The following is a 17889-nucleotide window of genomic DNA, read 5'->3' as shown; positions in this document are numbered from 1 at the left end:
GTCAGCCGAGATCGATCACGAGGTTGACGACGGTGCCGATGATGACGGCGCCGAAGAGGTAGGCCAGGAGCGTCTGGCCGATCACGATGCGGCGCAGCTGGTTCGTGCGCACCGTCGTGTCACCGACCTGGTAGCCCGTGCCCACCGACAGCGCGACGTACGCGAAATCCGTGTAGCAGGGGTCCTCCTCCTGATTGAAGCCGATCCCGCCGACGGGCTCCGAATAGTAGATGTGGGCGAGGCGCAGCGTGTAGTCGATCTGGATGATCATCCAGGATGCCGCGACGCTGAGCACGGCGATCACGGCCAGCGCGTACGACTCCAGCTCGGGTGAGCGGCCCGTCTCGATCAGGACGATCCCGACCGCGCCCAGGCTGACGATGCTCCCGACGACGGCGACGATCCGGGCGACCGGCCGACCCGGGTCCTCCGTCACGGCGTGCGCACGCGTCGTGGCGGCATCCATCGGCCAGATCAAGATCGCGAGCCACACGCTCGCGGTGAGGGCGAGCGCTCCCCAACCGGCGACGAGGCCGGCCGCGATTCCGAGCCACATCGTGACGGCGATGCAGACGGCCACGCCCACGATGATCGCGACGGCCGCGCGCAGCGCGATGCTGGAGGGGGCGGAAGCGGCCATATCCGAATGCTTCCATGCGCATCGGGAATGCGATGTCGGACCGCGCCGTTATCCTGGAAGCTTTCCGCCCGAGGGCGGTCTCTCTCCCCTGCTATCCCACCACCTCGAGGAGTGCCGCATGGCCACCGACACCGCGCCGTCCATGAAGACGGCGCCGGCGCCGTCGGGCGCGATCCTTCGCCCCGAAGAGAGCCGCGTCATCTGGCTGCTCCTGGGCGCGGCCTTCGTCGCGATCCTCAACGAGACGACGATGGGTGTCGCGATCCCGCACCTCATCGACGACCTCGGCATCACCGCGCTCGCGGCGCAGTGGCTCACGACGGCGTTCATGCTCACGATGGCCGTCGTCATCCCGATCACGGGGTTCCTGCTGCGGCGCTTCACGACGCGCACGATCTTCGTCGCGGCGATGTCGCTGTTCTCGGGCGGAACGCTCATCGCGTTCCTCGCGCCGGGCTTCGAGCTGCTGCTCGTCGCCCGCGTCGTGCAGGCGTCGGGAACGGCGATCATGATGCCGCTGCTCATGACGACGCTCATGACGATCGTGCCGCCGCACTCGCGCGGCCGGATGATGGGGCGCGTCTCGATCGTCATGGCGCTGGCCCCCGCGATCGGCCCGTCGATGTCCGGCCTACTGCTGGACACGGTGGGCTGGCGGTGGATCTTCGGCATCGTGCTGCCCATCGCACTGGTGTCCCTCGCGGTCGGCGCGCGGTGGATCCACAATCTCGGCGAGACGACGCGCGCGCCGATCGATGTCCTCTCGATCATCCTCTCGGCGTTCGGCTTCGGCGGACTCGTCTACGGGCTGAGCCAGATCGGCGGAGCGGGCGCCCACGGCAGCGGTGCCCAGGCCGCCGCGGCGAGCACCGTCTCGACCGTGTCGCTCATCGTCTCGCTGTCGGTCGGCGTCGTCGCGCTGGGCCTGTTCATCTGGCGCCAGGTGCTGCTGCAGCGCGTCGACGATGCGCTCCTGGATCTGCGCGTCTTCCGCTCGGCGAACTTCTCGTTCTCGGTCGGGCAGATGCTGCTGATCTCGCTCGCCTTCTTCGGTGTCATCACGGTGCTGCCGCTGTACATGCAGCGGGTGCTGGGGATCTCGGCGCTCGAGACGGGTCTCGTCGTGCTTCCGGGGGCGCTCGCCATGGGTTTCGCGGGTCCGTTCATCGGGCGCATCTACGACCGGTGGGGCACGCGTGTCCTGCTCGTGCCCGGCGCGTTCGTGGTCGTGGGTCTGCTGTGGTTCTTCACGACGCTCACCGAGACGACCCCGATCTGGGTCGTCGCGGTCGCCCAGACGATCCTGTCGATCGGTCTCGCGCTGTCGTTCACGCCGCTGTTCACGGCGTCGCTGGGCTCGCTCGAGCCGCGCTTCTATTCGTACGGGTCGGCGATCGTCAGCACGGTGCAGCAGGTGGCCGGAGCCGCCGGCATCGCGCTGCTCATCACGATCATGGAGAGCGTGACCGCCGGCGCCGTCGCCGACGGTGTCGAAGCGACCGCGGCAGGTGCCGCGGGAGCGCGCGCGGCGTTCCTGACGGCGGCGATCGTGGCGCTGCCGATCCTCGTGGGAGCGTTCCTCGTGCGCAAGCCCGCCGATCAGATCGGCGCTGTGCCGCCCGCACACTGACCGGGGCGGAGCCGCTCCCGCGTCAGTGGTGGATGAACGCCTTCAGCGCGACGAGGACGAGCCCGAACGCCGCCGTGATGAGCGCGCTCACGATGCGCGGCCACACGTGCTTCGTCCAGCGTGAGACGGCGAACCAGCCGAGCAGTCCGAGAAGGGCCGTGTCCACGAACAGCGCCGTCCAGATGGCGGTGTCGTCTTCGAACACGCGCCAGACGCCCAGCAGCAGGATGACCAGCGGTGGAACAGCGGCCACCAGCATCCCGAGCGAATGCCGTGCCGAGGCGCGCAGACTGGGGAAGAACCCGGCGACGCCGTCGGTCGCCGCAAGGCGGGCGAGGGTGCCGGCGTAGATGTGCGCCGCATAGAACACCAGAACCGTCACGATGACGGTGATGAGTGCGTTGAGCGACGTGCCGACCAGGCTGTTGCTGACGACGATCATCCCCGAGACGAGGATGAGCCCGTACACAGCCTCTTCGGACTGCATGACCCGGGCGACGCCGGGACGGAGCAGTCGACGGTCGGTCACGACCGGACGTGCGACGGCGGTGTCGTCAGTTGGTGCCACAGCTGCTGCCACCGCAGCAGCTGCCGGCGGCGGTGTCGGTCACGGTCAGCAGGTTCTTGTCGTCGGGCTGAGCGGTCGTGGGCGTGGTGAGAGGCGAAGTCGTCATGGCGTCCATGCTACCCACGCGCACGCGATCCCGGGTCGCACCCGCGCATTGGCATGCGCCGTGCGCGGACGCAAGCCCCTCCGGCCCCTGTCGCGGCCCGCCTACCGTGGAGAAGCACCCACCGACACGAATGGAGACATCATGCCCCGCATCGCAGGCAAGAAGATCGCGTTCCTGCTGACGGACGGTTACGAGGACAGCGAGCTCACGTCACCCTGGGAAGCGGTCACGACCGAGGGCGGCCAGGCGACCCTCGTCTCGCCCGCCGACGGCTCGGTCTCGGGCAAGAAGGGCCACGAGCAGACGATCGATCTGCCCGTCGCGAGCGCGGAAGCCTCGGACTTCGACGCTCTCGTGCTACCCGGCGGCGTCGTGAACGCCGACCATCTGCGCATGGACGAGGACTCCGTCGCCTTCGCCCGAGCGTTCTTCGAGCAGCACAAGCCCGTCGCCGTCATCTGTCACGGCGCGTGGATCCTCATCGAAGCGGGCGTCGTCGACGGGCGCACGATCACGAGCTATCCGAGCCTCAAGACCGATCTGCGCAACGCCGGTGCCGATTGGGTCGACGAAGAGGTCGTCGTCGACAGCGGCCTCGTGTCCAGCCGCACCCCCGATGACCTTCCCGCCTTCAACGCGAAGCTCCTCGAAGAAGTCGCCGAAGGCGCGCACGAGGGCCAGACTGTCTGACGCCTACGCGAGACTCTTGCGCAGGTACACCTCGGCGATGCCCTCGCCCTGCTCCACACGCTCCGACTCGACGTAGCCGAGACGTTCGTACAGGCGCAGGTTCGCTTCGCTGAGCGAGCCGGTGAACAGCTCGGCCACGCGGCATCCGACCTCGCGACCGCGCTCTTCGACGGCTTCGAGCACCGCCGAGCCGACGCCCCCACCCTGCACGTCGGGCGCGATCGCGATGCGTCCGACCAGAAGGAGCTCGCCGTCGGCACGCGCCCGTGCGGCGCCGACGACACGCGTGCCGGCGACGGCGACGCACCCGAGGTTCTCTTCGAGCTCGGCTGTCAGCTCATCGAGGGTCTGCGTCAGCGCGGGCATGTGCGGGTCGCCGTAGACGAGGGCCTCCTGCACGAACGCGGCACGCTGCAGCGTCAGCACCTCACCGGCGTCGTCGACGGCGATGGGGCGGATGCGGAACGACGTCATGTCCCGATCGTAGGCGCCGCGTGGTGCGGCGGGTGCGACCGCTCGAGCGCAGAGCCCTCGACGTCGACGTTCGGCAGGACGCGATCCAGCCACGCCGGCAGCCACCACGCCGACCGGCCGAGCAGGTGCATGACGGCCGGCATGAGCACGAGCCGCACGACGAAGGCGTCCAGCAGCACGCCGATCGCGAGGCCGAAGCCCATCGACTTGATGATGGTCGACTCCGACGTGATGAAGCCCGAGAAGACGGCGATCATGATGAGCCCCGCCGCGATCACGACGCTGCGACCGGCCCGGAAGCCCTGCGCCACGGCGAGGCGTGCCGGCGAACCGTGCACGTACGCCTCCCGCATCCCCGTCGCGAGGAACAGCTGGTAGTCCATCGCCAGACCGAACAGGATGCCGACGAGGATAACGGGCAGGAAGCTCAGCACGGGTCCGGTGCTGTGGATGCCGAACAGCTCCGCGCCCCAGCCCCATTGGAAGACCGCCGTGATGGCGCCGAACGTCGCGAACAGCGACAGGATGAACCCGCCCGTCGCGACGAGAGGTACGAGCAGCGAGCGGAACACCATGATCATGATGAGGAACGACAGCCCCACGACGACCGTCAGGTAGAGCGGCAGCACATCCTGCAGCGACTCCGAGATGTCGATGTTGATCGCCGCCTGGCCCGCGACGCCGAGCGGCTCGCCGTCGACGTCGAGTGCCCGCAGGTCACGCACGAGGGCATCGGTCGACAGGCTCGTCGGACCCTCGTCTGGCACCACCTGGAACGCCGCGAGACGGCCGTCGTCTGAGACGGCGATCGGCGCGACAGCCACGACGTCGTCCTGATCGGCGAGCAGTGCGCCGACGTCGAGCTGACGCTCGAGGATCTCGTCGTCGCCGAGGTCTGCAGGAAGCACAGCGGTCACGAGGAGCGGACCATTCGCCCCCTCGCCGAAAGCGGCCTCGGTCGCCGTGAACGCGCGATAGGCGCTCGAGCCGGCGGGCTCGGATGCGCCGTCGGGCAGTCCGAGCCTCATCGACAGTGCGGGCACGGCGACGATGAGGAGCACGACGACCGCGACGAGCGAGGTCAGGACGGCGCGCACGGTGGACATCGTCCGCACGGGCTTGGACACGACGTCCGCGGTGCCGATCCGGGCACGAGCGCGCCGCGAGAGCAGCCGCTCACCGGCGAGGCCGAGCAGCGCCGGGGTGAGGCTGATGGCGATGAGCACGGCGATCGCGACGCTCACACCGCCGACGGTTCCCATGAGACCGAGGAACGGGATGCCGGTGACATTGAGCGCGAAGAGCGCGATGACGACCGTGGCACCGGCGAAGACGACGGCGTTGCCGGCCGTGCCGTTCGCGAGCGCGATCGAATCGGTCGTCTCCACCCCCTGCAGCAGCTGCTTGCGGTGGCGATAGATGATGAAGAGCGAATAGTCGATGCCGACCGCGAGCCCCAGCATGACGCCGAGCACGGGCGTGACCGAGGCCATCTGCACGGCGCCCGAGAACGCGAGCGTCGACAGCGCCCCGATCGCGACGCCGACGATCGCCGTGACGATCGGGAAGGATGCCGCCAGGAGCGATCCGAGCATGACGATGAGCACGATCGCCGCGATCGCCACACCGACGATCTCGCCGACGCCGAGGATCTCGGGCACCCCCTGCGAGATGTCTGTCGAGAACGACACGTCGACGCCGTCGATCGGCTCGGACTCGAAGTGCGCGATGACCCCCTGCTTCGATTCCTCCTGCAGTTCGAGCCGCGGCTCTGAGAATGCGACGTTGACGAGCGCCGTCGAGCCGTCTTCCGACACGACGCGGATGCCGTCGGCGAGCGCCAGCAGCTCGGCTCCGCGCTCGAGCTGCGTCTCGGCGGCGTCGAGGTCCGCGCGGCCCGTGTCGATCTTCTCCTGCTCGACGCTGAGCACGGCGCGCTGCTCGTCGAGGAGCTGCTGCTGCGCGTCGAGCTGGGCCGTCGGGAAGCCCGCCGCCTCGGCCTGTGCACGCCCCGCGTCGAGCTGCGCCTGTGCGTCATCGAGCTGTCCCGCGCCGGCGTCGAGCTGCGCCTGACCCGCATCGAGCTGCGCCCGTCCGTCGGCGATCTGCTGGCGTCCGTCGGCGATCTCGGCGGCGCGGGCGGCGCGCTCCTGCTCGGTGTCGAAGGGGTCGATGACGTCGGTGACGTCGGTGAGCCCGCCCGCCGAGGCGACGAGGTCGCTGATCGCCGCGCGCTGACCGGCGGTCAGCCCCGATCCGTCCTCCGTCGCGAAGACGACCGTGCCCGATGCCCCGCCGTACTCGGGCAGACGCTCTTCGAGCTCCTCCAGCACGGCGCCCGATGCCGTCCCCGGCACGTCGAAGCTCGAGCTCAAGCCCTTGAACCCGATGAGGAAGCCCCCGACGGCGACGGCGATGATGACGAGCCACGCCGTGATGACGGTCCAGGCGCGGCGGGACGCGAAGGCCCCCAGTCGATACAGCAGTTCAGCCACGCGGCATCCTCTCGAGTTGTCCCTTAGATGATACGCACCGTCTCGTCTTGACGATGCTCCGTAGGATGACGCGCATGACCCGTGTGCGAACCGGACCCGTGCGCAGCGAGGCGGCGCGGCTCGCGATCCTCCGCGCGACGGCGCGTCAGTTCGCGCAGCGCGGCTACGACCACCTCACGATCGAGGGCATCGCCGCCGACGCCGGCGTCGGCAAGCAGACGATCTACCGGTGGTGGGGATCCAAGAGCGCCCTGGTCGCCGAATGCCTGCTCGAGGGGATGCTGCTGCCCGATCGCCTCGCGCCGCCGGACACCGGAGACATCAGGGCAGACCTCACCGCCTGGGTCGATGAGGTGCTGTCTCTCCTCGAGCACGCGCAGGGCGAGGGGCTGCTGCGCTCGCTCGTGGCTGCGGCGGCCGAGAACGCCGAGGTCGGAAAGCGCCTGCGCGACAGCCTCACGGGGTCCGAGGCGCTCGCCGGCAGACTCGAGGCCGCCGTCGGGCAGACGCCGAACCTCACCCCGGCAGCACCCTTCGACGAGATCATCGAGTCACTCGCCGGCGCGCTGGTCCTGCGGGCCCTGAGCCGTGCCCCGCGGGTTCCCGGCGATGCCGCCCGTCTCGTGGCGGCGTCTCTGGGCCCGGCCTGACCGGCCTCTCACTCGGCGTCCGGCGGGCAGGCCGCGCTGATGCGGCCCCATTCCTCGGGCGACAGGTCGGTGACGAAGCCGTACGCCGTCCACGCGTCGGGGGTGTCGTAGAGCGCCGCGAACTCGCGCCGCGACGGCAGTTCGGGAACGTCGATGCCCTGCGCCCGCAGGCAGCTCGCGATGCGCATCTCGACCGGGTACCACCGCAGACCGCGCAGCTCACGGATGCGGTCGTCGTATTCGGCACGCACCGTCGCGGCGCACGCCCTGACGGCCGCGGCGTGACCTTCGCGCTCGTCGGTGAAGCCCAGCGTGCCGGTCGCTTCGTCCCATTCCACCTGCCACGCGTCTGCTTCGAGGCAGTCGATGACGGCGCTCGTACTGTCGGTGAGCCACCCCTCCCCTTGCACGATCGTCTGGAAACGCACGGGATCTGCCGGCTCGGGCGCGGCGATGGTCGTCGCGACGGCGGCCGAGACAGCGGCGGTGACGGCCACCACCGCGACGAGGATCGCGGCGAACCGCCATCGTCGGCGCGCAGACACGGGCGATTCCTGCGCCGGCACCCCACCGGAGGGCGGGTCGGGCGCCGCATCGGGCACGACGGCGTCCCCGGCGTGCGCCCGGTCCTCCAGCTGCTGCAGCCTGACGAGGGCCCTCGGGTCATCCCGCAGATCGCCGTCGGGCGCGTACGCGCGAGCTCGCAGCCGGGCGAGCTCGCGGATCTCCTGCGCATCGAGCACACGCCCATCATGCGCGGACGAGACGCGCCATGCCAGCATCCGTTCGAAGCCGTGCTACACTCGGACCATCCTGCCTGGCACACGCGACCCGTTCCACCTTCTCACAGTGGAGAAGCATCGCTGTAACGCGCTCTTCGCGGCCCGCCGGCCCTTCATCTCATCATCACCTGCGCTTCGGGTTCTCACCCTTTCGCAAGCTTGGACCACTTCTTGTTCGACAGCATTTCGACTGCTGCCCTCGCGCCTGACACCACGCCGCAGTGGCGTCAGGCCGACGACGGCGTGCACGTCGCCACATTCGCCGGAGAATACGCCGGCTTCACCGACACCACATCCGGCGGTGTGCACGCGCACGGCGCCCGCGGCCAGAGCCTCGGTGTGCACAGCACGCAGAGCAGTGCACGTGCCGCCGTCGCGGCGTCCCTCATCACTCCGGAGCCGTCGCACACGCGACTGGCTCCGCACCCCCGTCCGCGTCGCATTCGTTGGCGCGGCACAACCGGTCGCTCCGGCGGCCCGAATGGTAAAAGGAAAGACACGATGGCCACTGGCACCGTGAAATGGTTCAACTCCGAAAAGGGATACGGGTTCATCGCACCCGATGACGGCTCCGCCGACCTTTTCGCTCACTTCAGCGCGATCGCGGCCGATGGCTTCAAGGAGCTCCGCGAAGACCAGAAGGTCGAATTCGACGCAGAGCGTGGCCCCAAGGGCATGCAGGCGGCGAACATCCGTCCCCTCTGATCCACGCGTTCAACGAGGCCCGTCCCCTACCCGGGGGCGGGCCTCGTGCCATTCACCCCACGTCACCGTCGACATAGAACCAGCGTCCCCCCTCGCGCACGAAGCGCGATCGCTCGTGCAGCACGCCGACACCGCCCTCGTCGGCGAGATACGTCGCCCGGAACTCGACAATGCCCGTCTGGTCGCCCGGCCCGCCCGCGACCGTGTCGATGATCTGCAGACCGCGCCAGCGCGGATTGTCGCCCAGGTCCAGCGACTCCGGTCGGGTGGACGGATGCCACGTGTGCCGCAGCCACGCGGCATCCGCTCGTCGGAACGCGTCGAAGCGCGAACGCATCAGTTCTTCGGCGGTCTCGGGTTCGCGGGACATGCGACCATCCTGCTCGATACTCTGTCGGTCATGACCGCACACCGCGTGACCGCGCCCGATCCGGCCCCCGGCGAGAAGGTGAAGGGGCCCGCTTCGTACTTCCCGAGCATCGAGCAGACCTATGGGCGTCCGATCCAGGAATGGCTCGATCTCGTCGCCGACCGGCTCGATGACAAGCCGCACATGCAGGTCGTCGCCTGGCTGAAATCCGAACACGGCCTCGGCCATGGCCACGCCAACGCGCTCGTCGCCTATGCGAAGGCCCAGCTGGCCGGCTGATCAGCGGCGAGCGGACACGGTCGCGTCAACCCCCTCGCGCTCGGGCGGCAGTTCGCGCAGGCTGAACGCGTGCGATGGGAGGACCTGTGACCGAGAACACGCGCACCGTCATCACCCGTTCCAACCGCGGGCAGTGGGAGAACATCGTCGAGGGGCACCCCGACCTGTCGCGCAGCTACACAAGCCGTGAAGAGGCCGTCGACGAGGGTCGAGCGGTCGCAGACCGCCTCGGCTGGTCGCACGACGTCGAGGACGCCGAGCCCACGGGGGCGATCACCGACCCGCAGCACGGCGACGAGCGGCCGTAGACGGATGGGCGACCGCGAACATGACGTCGTCCTGCTCGGAGCGACCGGCTTCGTCGGGCGCTTCACGGCCCGCCACCTCGCGCACTCTGCTCCACCGGGCGTCCGCATCGCCGTCGCGGGCCGGTCGCGCGAGCGTCTGAACGCGCTGAAGCGCGACCTCGGCGTCAAATGGCCGATCGTCGAAGTCGACACGGCGGACGACGCGGCCGTTGCGCGGCTCGCGGCGTCGACGTCGGTCGTCGCCACGACGGTGGGACCGTACCTGCGCTACGGAGTCGAGGTCGCTGCCGCCTGCGCCCGCGCGGGCACGTCATACGCCGACCTGTCGGGCGAGAGCATCTTCGTCGCGCGCAGCATCGAACACAATCACGCGGCCGCCGAGGCGAGCGGCGCGCGGATCGTGCACTCGTGCGGTTTCGATTCCGTTCCGTCCGACCTCGGACTGGGGATCGCTCACGCAGCGGCAGGCGGCATACCGATCGTCGAGGCCACGGTGCGGGTGCGTTCGCTGCGCGGCGGTGTCAGCGGGGGCACGATCGACTCCCTGCGACAGCAGATGAAGGAAGCGCAGTCGGATGCCGCGGCTCGCCGCATCGTCGCGGATCCCTATGCCCTCACGCCCGGCCCCGCGGTTCGTCTGCCGCGTCCGTCCTCGAGCGGCGCGTCCAGAGTCGGAGCCTCATGGCAGGCACCGTTCGTCATGGGCGCGTACAACCAGCAGATCGTGCAGCGCTCGAACTACCTCACGGGGTGGAGCTACGGCCAGCTCATGAGGTATCGCGAGGTCGTCGCCACCGGCCGTGGCGTTCCGGGCGCGATCCGTGCAGCCGGCATCGCTGCAGGCACGGCGGGTCTCGTCGGCGCGCTGTCGTTCCCGCCGACGCGGGCACTGCTGGATCGGGTGCTCCCGGCTCCGGGGACCGGACCGGACGACGAAGCGATCGAGCGCGGGCGGTTCACCATCGAGGTCGACGTGTACCCCGTCGACGGCGAACCGGTGCGTGCTCGGGTGGCGGCACCGTTGGATCCGGGATACAGCGGCACGGGCGTCATGCTCGGCGAATCGGCGCTGAGCCTGGCATCCGATGATCTTCCCGATCGTGCCAGCGTGCTCACCCCCATGGTCGCGATGGGCGACCACCTCGTGGAGCGTCTGCGGGCACATCGCTTCACCGTGTCGGTCGAGTCGCTGCGCTGAGCGTCGCCACGAGGATGTCCGCGCCTGTCAACCCCACCGGAACCCGCTGCTCGGACGCATATCGTTTCTGTTCGACGTGTGAGACGACAGGAGCACGATGGCCCGCACCGACGACCACCGGGTCCGCGTGAGCGTGATCGTTCCCGTCTTCGAGCCGAAGCAGTCCTTCGACGACCTCATCCGCTCGCTCGACGATCAGACGATGGATGCCGCTGAGTACGAGGTGCTCCTGTGCGACGACGGTTCGGGCGAGGACACGCGGGCCCGGCTCGCCGACGTCGCCCGAACGCGTGAGCACGTCCGCGTCCTCACGCTGGAGCACTCGGGATGGCCGGGGACGCCGCGCAACCACGGCATCGACGCGGCGCGCGGCCGCTACGTCTTCTTCGCCGACCAGGACGACCGGCTGTTCGACGACGCCCTGCGGCGGATGTGCGACGAAGCGGATGAACGTGCATCGGATGTGCTCGTCGGCAGGGTCGTAGGTGTCGGCCGTCGGATCCCCGAAGCGATCTTCCGTCGCGACATCCCCCGCGCCGAGCTGGGACGGGACCCGCTGCTTCAGTTGCTGACCCCGCACAAGCTGTTCCGCACGTCGTTCCTGCGAGACAACGGCATCCGCTTTCCCGACGGCCGCGTGCGGCTCGAGGATCACCTGTTCGTCATGCGCGCGTATTTCGCCGCGTCGACGATCTCGACCCTCGCGTCGGAGTCGTGCTACGCGTGGCGGAAGAACGAGGGCAGCGCGAGTTCGTCGCGCATCGATCCGGAGACGTACTTTCCGTCCTTGGCCGCCGTGCTCGACGTCGTCGAGGCGAATACGGCGCCCGGAGAGCTCCGGGACGATCTGCTGCGGCACTGGTTCCGCGGAAAGATCCTGAAGCGCATCGAGGGCGGCCGCATGCTGCGCTATCCCGACGAGTACCGGGACCGGTTCCTCGACGTCGTGATCCCGCTGGTGCGCGAGCGCTTCGGGGTGGGCGTCGCCGCCGGTCTGTCGTTTCCGCACCGGGTGCGATCCGAACTGCTGCGCGCGGGGCGACGTGACGATCTGATGGCTCTCGCTCGATTCGAGTCCGATCTGGAGTGTCGCGCGGAGCTGGTCTCGGTGCGATCACGCCTCGGCCTGCTGACGCTCGGCGTCCACGTGCGGGTGCGGAGCGACGGGACGGATGCTCTCGTCTTCGACAGCGAGGGCGTGTGGCGGGCGCCGGATGCGCTCGGCGCGCTCACTCGTGAGGTTCGAACCGCGCGGCGGGACCTGAACGCGAGCCGCGTGGAGCTCGTGCTCACCGAGGATGGGGGGGTCCGCGTCATCGGTCGGTCACGGTTGCGGGCGGGCGAGGCGCACATCGCTCTGGACCCGGCCATCGCCTTCGACCGGGTGAGGGACGGCACGCTGAGGGCACGCGTCCGGGTGCGCCGGCTGGACGTTCGATGTGCTTCTGCGGGGGTCCCCGGCGCTGCGCGAAGAGCATTCCCCGACCGGTATCACGTGTCGGATCGAAGTCGGCGACGACGGCGCGGTCCGCGTGCGACCCGCACGCGTCGACACCCGTTGGGGTGTTTTAACCGCACGCGGATTGCGCGGCGTGCGACGCTTCGCCGGCCGCGTGCTGCCCCCGGGCATCAAGCGGAGGCTGACGGACAAGCTCCTGCGATGAGCCGGTCGGCGACCTAGCGCGGAGTCGGCGGAGCCGCTTCGCCCCGTCGAGCAGTGTCGGCGTCGAGCAGTGTTCGGGCGAGGACGGTCGAACCGGCGACAGCAGCCGGCATCGTCGCGACAGCGCCGCCGGGAACGAGGAAGCAGAGCTGCGTGGCGACGCCGAACCCGAGCGCCCGGGCGCGGTGCCGGCGCAGCAGATCCTTGCGTGCCGCCGGCAGGATGCCGCGGGCAGTGAGCGCGCGCGATGTCAGCTCCGTGGCCAGCAGCCAGCCGGTGAGAAGCAGCCCGAGGATCGTCGCGAGGATGCCCCCGACCACGGGGATGAGCCCCGTCAGCGCCGCGAGCAGTGCGATCGCTGCTCCTCGAGCGATCAGCCCGACGGTGTCGCACACGGAGCGCCAGAATCCGTAGGCCGCGCCGACGCCGGCGTCGCCGAGATCCTCCTCGACCGCCTGCCAGATGCGGTCGTAGAAGGGCTCGCCGATGAGCAGTGTGAGCGCCGTGAACGTGACGGCGACGAGCACGAGGGCGGCGCCGAGCAGCGCCGTGCCGATCGCGATGCGGATGACGGTGGCCCACAGCGCCGGCCACGATCCGGCGAAAGGCGTCAGTGCTTCGGTCAGCCCCGGCAGCGACACGGCGAGCGCGATGAGTCCCGCGAGGAACAGGGCCCCGACGATCGCCGCGGGCACGAGCCCGAGGACCATGAGCCCGGGGCGTTTCGACCAGTAGCCGAACCCGCGCCCCAGCAGCGCGACCCCCCGCCCGAACTCTCGCATCGGCTCAGCTTAGGCGCCGCGTGTCGCGAGGTCTGGCGCGACGTCGTCGCCGGATGCTCAAAAGCACGCCACCGTCAAGGGGGTGCGTCGCGCATGCGCGCGAGTCCAAGGTGACGGCATGACCAGCCACACGAACCACCATCTCGCTCTCGATCCCGACCGGGCCGAGGCGATCGAGAACGTCGTCGAAGAGGTGGCCGACGAGATCCGCCACGGCCAGGTGTCCGGTGACGTGAGCCACCTGCTCGGCCAGCGGCTCGATGCCGCGGGCATCGCGCTGCCACCCGAGGCCGTCGAGGACCTCGCCGAAGACATCGAGACCGAGGTGTCCCTCTGACCCCGAGTGCTCCCACGCAGGGCCGGAGATCATGTCGTCGGCGCGAGAGACGCGCCCGGTAGGGCACCATGGAGTGACCCACCCCGGCGAACAAACGGAAGCTCTCCAGTGAAGATCATCGACCTGCAGCGGTTTCTGGCGCTCGTCGCCGACGACCTCTACGTTCCGCGGGCGGCCGCGACTCTCGGCATCCCGCTCGCTGCGCTTCACTCTTCGATCGAAAGGCTCGAGGCAGAAGTCGGGCATCCGATCATCAACCGCGCGAAATCCGGATGGGTTCTCACCGACGCGGGGATGCTGCTGCTCGAAGAAGCGAAGCGCCGAACTGCCGACGCCCCTGCTCCGGGAGCGACGTCGTCCGCACCGGCGGGCGGCAAGGCGAAAGCGTCGAAGGGCAAGGGCCGCGCTCCGGTCGTGAAGGGTCAGCCGAAGCCGTACAAGAAGCGTCAGGGGCGGTAGCGGCTCGAGCTACAGCTCGGTCACCTGACCGGCATCCACCCGCCACTGCCGATCGGTGCGCACCGTCGACAGCATCCGCCGGTCGTGGGTCACGAGCAGCAGCGTGCCGTCGTACGACTCCAGCGCCTGTTCGAGCTGTTCGATCGCCGGCAGGTCGAGGTGGTTCGTCGGCTCGTCGAGCACGAGCACGTTGACTCCCCGTGCCTGCAGCAGAGCGAGCGCGGCACGCGTGCGCTCGCCCGGCGACAGCTCGTCGACGGGGCGCAGCACGTGATCCGCCTTGAGCCCGAACTTCGCCAGCAGCGTGCGCACCTCGCCCGCCGCGAGGACCGGCACGAGAGCCTCGAACGCATCGGCGAGCGGCTGTGAGCCGGCGAACGCCGAACGTGCCTGATCGATCTCGCCGATCTGTACATTCGCGCCGAGCGAGGCCGTGCCCGCATCGGGCGTCTGTGCGCCCAGCAGTGCGCGCAGCAGCGTCGACTTTCCGGCGCCGTTGGGTCCCGTGATGCCGATGCGCTCCCCCGCGTTCACCTGCAGCGACACCGGCCCGAGCGTGAACGAGCCCTGCCGGAGCACCGCGTCGCTGAGCGTCGACACGACGGTGCTCGAGCGCGGGGCTGACCCGATCGTGAATTCGAGCTGCCATTCCTTGCGCGGCTCGTCGACCTCGTCGAGCCGCGCGATGCGGCTCTCCATCTGACGCACCTTCTGCGCCTGTTTCTCGCTGGACTCCGTCGCCGCCTTGCGCCGGATCTTGTCGTTGTCGGGGGACTTCTTCATCGCGTTGCGCACGCCCTGGCTCGACCACTCGCGCTGCACGCGCGCCCGCGCGACGAGGTCGGCCTTCTTGTCGGCGAACTCGTCGTACTTCTCGCGCGCGTGTCGACGAGCCGTCGCGCGCTCCTCGAGATACGAGTCGTACCCGCCGCCGAAGACGCGGTTCGAGTTCTGCGCCAGGTCGAGTTCGAGCACTCGTGTCACGCACCGTGCGAGGAACTCTCGGTCATGGCTGACCAGCACGACGCCGCCGCGCAGTCCCCGCACGAACGTCTCGAGACGCTCGAGTCCGTCGAGGTCGAGGTCGTTCGTGGGCTCGTCGAGAAGCACGATGTCGAAGCGCGACAGCAGGAGCGCCGCGAGCCCGACGCGCGCCGCTTGCCCGCCCGAGAGCGACGTCATGAGCGCGTCCCCGCCCACATCGAGACCGAGATCGGCGAGGAGGGCCGGCATCCGCTCGTCGAGATCGGCCGCTCCGCTCGCGAGCCAGCGTTCGAGGGCCGCCGAGTAGACGTCGGATGCTGCGGAGTCGGTGCCGTCACCGAGAGCGGATGCCGCGGCATCCATGTCTGTCGTCGCTTCGGTGCATCCCGTGCGACGTGCGATGTACCCGGCGACCGTCTCACCCTCGACGCGCTCGTGCTCCTGCGGCAGCCAGCCGACGAAGGCATCGGTGGGCGCGAGCGAGACGCTGCCGGCCTGCGGCTCGTCGATGCCCGCGAGGATCCGCAGCAGGGTCGACTTGCCCGCCCCGTTCGCGCCGACGACGCCGACGACGTCTCCGGGCGCGACGGTCAGATCGAGCGAATCGAAGAGCGTGCGATGGCCGTGGCCGCCCGCGATTCCACGTGCGACAAGGGTTGCGGTCATTGCCCAATCCTCTCAGCTCGGGTGGCCTCTCGAGCTTGTCAACCCCCGCGCGATGCCTCGCCGCTTGCGGGACTCTGGAGCTGACGGGAGGAGTACCCCATGACCGATCCCACACCTGACCCGCACGGACCGCTCCGGCTGCCCGACCAGCAGCCGATGCCGAATGCGACCGATCTCACCAACCAGGCCGCGCTCCAGACGGGCGCGAGTTCGCGCTGGCTCGTGCCGGCGGGCGTACTCGCCGTCGTGGCGGTCGTGCTCTACTGCTTCGCCTTCCAGATCCAGGTCGTGCTGCCCATCATCGGCATCGTCTTCGTGATCGTGATGTGGCTCGTGATGTTCGCGACGGCGCGCAGGGGGCACGACCGGGTCGCGACCAATCGCCGCCTCGCCTGGCTCATGGGCGGCCTCGCCCTGGGCGCGCTGCTCGTCTCGCTCGGCATCTACGTCGTCGAGTCCACGCGACTGCCCTGGACCTGAACCGACCCGAAGGCGGATGCAGCGAAGCGAGGTCTGCGCCCGCTCGCGTGAGTCATGAGTGCTCGACCAAGGCCGCGCCGAGTCGGGTCGATTCCAGGCGTCTCCCGAGGTCATCGGCGCGAAGACGGACGACGCGGAGCGAAATCTCGCGCCTGTGGACAACACAGAGGCGATGTCGGAGGCCCCGCGTAACCTTAGCACATGCATTCGAACCGGTTGATCGGCCTCAGCGACGCAGACAGCGCGAAGCTGGCCGAGATCGTCGCCGAGGTCGAGAAGACGCAGGCGGTCATCGCCGCAGCTCAGGCCGCCCAGACCCGCGCGCTCGCCCGCGCCGGGCACCTCGCCCGCACCCAGTCCGCGCGCAGTCGCGCCAGCGTCCGAGAGCACGACATGGTGCTGCGATCGATCGCCGCCGAAGTCGCCGGTGTGCTGCGCCTGACCGACCGATCCGTGCAGCGCCAGATCGGCGACGCGACCGAATTGGTCGAGGACTACCCCGCGACCCTGCAGACGTGGGAGGCGGGTGAGATCACCCGCGCGCACGTCCGGGTCATCACCGAGACCGGCACGCACCTGCCCCCCGACCAGCGCGGGGCGTTCGAACTCGACGCACTGCGCCGGTGCGCGGTCGAAACCCCCGGGCGGGTGCGGCGCGAACTCGAACTCCTCGCCGAGCATCTCCACCCCCGCACCCTCGCCGAGCGGCACGCCGACGCCGCCGAACAACGCACCGTCCGGATCGTGCCGATCGGCGACGGCATGTCCGACCTCTGTGCGACCCTGCCCTCGCTCCTCGCCGATGCGATCTACGACCGCCTCACCCGACAAGCCCGCGGCATCACCGACGCGCGCACACGCGCCGCGGCCGACGCGCGGAAACGGATCGCCGCCGCCGACGGCATCGATGACGGCGATGAGACACCAGTCGATGAGGAAACCCTCCGGCTCCAGCTCATCGCCTCCGACACCCGCACGACGAACCAGCTGCGCACCGACCTGCTCGCAGACATGCTTCTCACCTCGGCGCCAGGCGCCGACCCGACTCGCACCGACGACGGCCCCGGGCGCCTGGGCGCCATCCGCGCGAAGGTTCAGATCGTCGTTCCCGTCCTCACGCTCCTCGGCTCAGACACCGCACCGGCCGACCTCGTCGGCCACTCTCCCATCGACCCCGCCACCGCCCGCGAGCTCGCCGCCGCCACACGCAGCCCCTGGGAACGCGTCCTCACGCACCCCATCACCGGCACCGTCCTCCACGTCGACACCTACCAGCGCACCACAGCCATCGACCGCTACCTCCGAGCGCGCGACCAACACTGTCGCTTCCCCGGCTGCCGCCTTCCCGCCATCCGCTGCGAAGTCGACCACACGATCGACGCCGCCCTCGGCGGGCCCACCGACGTCCGCAACCTGGCCCACTTCTGCCAACGGCACCACAGCATGAAGCAATTCACCCCATGGAAAGTCGAACAGCTCCCCGACGGGGTGCTGAGATGGACCTCACCACTGGGACGCGACTACCTCGAGCATCCCCCGTCCCTCGGCGTGCATTTCCGACCCGACGACGGACCACTCGCACCCTTCTGATCCGCCCGCGGGTCCGGCGGTCGCTGCTTGTCG

At 69.6% G+C, this 17889-nt stretch carries 20 protein-coding genes; 12 read left to right on the top strand and 8 right to left on the bottom strand.

The window, feature by feature from the left end:
* Position 1: 1 nt before the first annotated feature.
* The gene (locus ACFC3F_RS04855) at positions 2-640 is read right to left on the bottom strand and encodes a DUF1345 domain-containing protein (protein ID WP_376127238.1); all 639 of its coding nucleotides are present in this window, start codon (positions 638-640) and stop codon (positions 2-4) included.
* Between the two features lie 118 nt (positions 641-758).
* On the opposite strand from ACFC3F_RS04855, the gene ACFC3F_RS04850 reads away from it, so the two are divergent.
* On the top strand, positions 759-2270 hold the full coding sequence (locus tag ACFC3F_RS04850) for a DHA2 family efflux MFS transporter permease subunit (RefSeq protein WP_376127237.1): 1512 nt from the start codon (positions 759-761) through the stop codon (positions 2268-2270).
* Positions 2271-2292: 22 nt separating this feature from the next.
* Here the strand turns inward: ACFC3F_RS04850 and ACFC3F_RS04845 are convergent, their stop codons facing one another.
* Positions 2293-2838 carry a hypothetical protein gene (locus tag ACFC3F_RS04845; RefSeq protein WP_376127235.1) on the bottom strand — a complete coding sequence of 182 codons (546 nt, stop codon included), beginning with the start codon at positions 2836-2838 and terminating at the stop codon, positions 2293-2295.
* Positions 2839-3085: 247 nt separating this feature from the next.
* Between ACFC3F_RS04845 and ACFC3F_RS04840 the strand changes: the two genes are divergently transcribed.
* Positions 3086-3634, top strand: coding sequence for a type 1 glutamine amidotransferase domain-containing protein (locus ACFC3F_RS04840; RefSeq protein WP_376127234.1), 549 nt, complete (start codon positions 3086-3088; stop codon positions 3632-3634).
* 3 nt (positions 3635-3637) lie between these two features.
* Here ACFC3F_RS04840 and ACFC3F_RS04835 read toward each other — a convergent pair whose 3' ends face one another.
* Positions 3638-4108 (bottom strand): GNAT family N-acetyltransferase, encoded by a 471-nt coding sequence (locus tag ACFC3F_RS04835; RefSeq protein WP_376127232.1) that lies wholly within the window; start codon positions 4106-4108, stop codon positions 3638-3640.
* Positions 4105-6603, bottom strand: coding sequence for an MMPL family transporter (locus tag ACFC3F_RS04830; protein WP_376127230.1), 2499 nt, complete (start codon positions 6601-6603; stop codon positions 4105-4107). The genes ACFC3F_RS04835 and ACFC3F_RS04830 overlap by 4 nt, the downstream gene beginning before the upstream one ends.
* Before the next feature lie 74 nt (positions 6604-6677).
* Between ACFC3F_RS04830 and ACFC3F_RS04825 the strand changes: the two genes are divergently transcribed.
* Positions 6678-7253, top strand: a complete 576-nt coding sequence (locus ACFC3F_RS04825; RefSeq protein WP_376127228.1) for a TetR/AcrR family transcriptional regulator — start codon at positions 6678-6680, stop codon at positions 7251-7253.
* An 8-nt stretch (positions 7254-7261) separates the two neighbouring features.
* Here ACFC3F_RS04825 and ACFC3F_RS04820 read toward each other — a convergent pair whose 3' ends face one another.
* Entirely contained in the window at positions 7262-7996 is a 735-nt protein-coding gene (locus ACFC3F_RS04820) for a hypothetical protein (RefSeq protein ID WP_376127227.1), read from the bottom strand.
* Between the two features lie 540 nt (positions 7997-8536).
* On the opposite strand from ACFC3F_RS04820, the gene ACFC3F_RS04815 reads away from it, so the two are divergent.
* Positions 8537-8740 (top strand): cold-shock protein, encoded by a 204-nt coding sequence (locus ACFC3F_RS04815; protein ID WP_376127225.1) that lies wholly within the window; start codon positions 8537-8539, stop codon positions 8738-8740.
* 52 nt (positions 8741-8792) lie between these two features.
* Here the strand turns inward: ACFC3F_RS04815 and ACFC3F_RS04810 are convergent, their stop codons facing one another.
* Positions 8793-9110, bottom strand: coding sequence for a YchJ family protein (locus tag ACFC3F_RS04810; RefSeq protein ID WP_376127223.1), 318 nt, complete (start codon positions 9108-9110; stop codon positions 8793-8795).
* A 30-nt stretch (positions 9111-9140) separates the two neighbouring features.
* Here ACFC3F_RS04810 and ACFC3F_RS04805 point away from each other — a divergent pair, with 30 nt between their 5' ends.
* The 4 genes from ACFC3F_RS04805 (at position 9141) to ACFC3F_RS04790 (ending at position 12576) form a co-directional block, all read left to right on the top strand.
* Entirely contained in the window at positions 9141-9389 is a 249-nt protein-coding gene (locus tag ACFC3F_RS04805; RefSeq protein ID WP_376127221.1) for a DUF4287 domain-containing protein, read from the top strand.
* 86 nt (positions 9390-9475) lie between these two features.
* Positions 9476-9697, top strand: coding sequence for a DUF2188 domain-containing protein (locus ACFC3F_RS04800; RefSeq protein WP_376127219.1), 222 nt, complete (start codon positions 9476-9478; stop codon positions 9695-9697).
* A 4-nt stretch (positions 9698-9701) separates the two neighbouring features.
* Positions 9702-10895: a saccharopine dehydrogenase family protein gene (locus ACFC3F_RS04795; RefSeq protein WP_376127217.1), complete on the top strand. Its 1194-nt coding sequence runs from the start codon at positions 9702-9704 to the stop codon at positions 10893-10895.
* Positions 10896-10992: 97 nt separating this feature from the next.
* Positions 10993-12576 carry a glycosyltransferase family 2 protein gene (locus tag ACFC3F_RS04790; protein ID WP_376127215.1) on the top strand — a complete coding sequence of 528 codons (1584 nt, stop codon included), beginning with the start codon at positions 10993-10995 and terminating at the stop codon, positions 12574-12576.
* Here the strand turns inward: ACFC3F_RS04790 and ACFC3F_RS04785 are convergent.
* The gene (locus tag ACFC3F_RS04785) at positions 12573-13340 is read right to left on the bottom strand and encodes an EI24 domain-containing protein (RefSeq protein WP_376127214.1); all 768 of its coding nucleotides are present in this window, start codon (positions 13338-13340) and stop codon (positions 12573-12575) included. The genes ACFC3F_RS04790 and ACFC3F_RS04785 overlap by 4 nt on opposite strands.
* A gap of 118 nt (positions 13341-13458) precedes the next feature.
* Here ACFC3F_RS04785 and ACFC3F_RS04780 point away from each other — a divergent pair, with 118 nt between their 5' ends.
* Positions 13459-13677, top strand: a complete 219-nt coding sequence (locus ACFC3F_RS04780) for a hypothetical protein (RefSeq protein WP_376127212.1) — start codon at positions 13459-13461, stop codon at positions 13675-13677.
* 108 nt (positions 13678-13785) lie between these two features.
* The gene (locus tag ACFC3F_RS04775; protein WP_376127210.1) at positions 13786-14136 is read left to right on the top strand and encodes a LysR family transcriptional regulator; all 351 of its coding nucleotides are present in this window, start codon (positions 13786-13788) and stop codon (positions 14134-14136) included.
* Between the two features lie 9 nt (positions 14137-14145).
* On the opposite strand, the gene ACFC3F_RS04770 is transcribed toward ACFC3F_RS04775, so the two are convergent.
* A complete protein-coding gene (locus ACFC3F_RS04770) occupies positions 14146-15786 on the bottom strand; it encodes an ABC-F family ATP-binding cassette domain-containing protein (protein WP_376127208.1) in 1641 nt (546 codons plus the stop codon).
* A gap of 99 nt (positions 15787-15885) precedes the next feature.
* On the opposite strand from ACFC3F_RS04770, the gene ACFC3F_RS04765 reads away from it, so the two are divergent.
* A complete protein-coding gene (locus ACFC3F_RS04765; protein ID WP_376127206.1) occupies positions 15886-16266 on the top strand; it encodes a hypothetical protein in 381 nt (126 codons plus the stop codon).
* Positions 16267-16467: 201 nt separating this feature from the next.
* A complete protein-coding gene (locus ACFC3F_RS04760; protein ID WP_376127204.1) occupies positions 16468-17856 on the top strand; it encodes a DUF222 domain-containing protein in 1389 nt (462 codons plus the stop codon).
* Positions 17857-17889: the final 33 nt, after the last annotated feature.

The sequence above is a fragment of the Microbacterium sp. NPDC055910 genome, assembly GCF_042271185.1.
GTDB lineage: Bacteria > Actinomycetota > Actinomycetes > Actinomycetales > Microbacteriaceae > Microbacterium.
The sequence above is the reverse complement of the archived record's forward strand: the minus strand, read 5'-3'. Positions and strand labels throughout refer to the sequence as shown.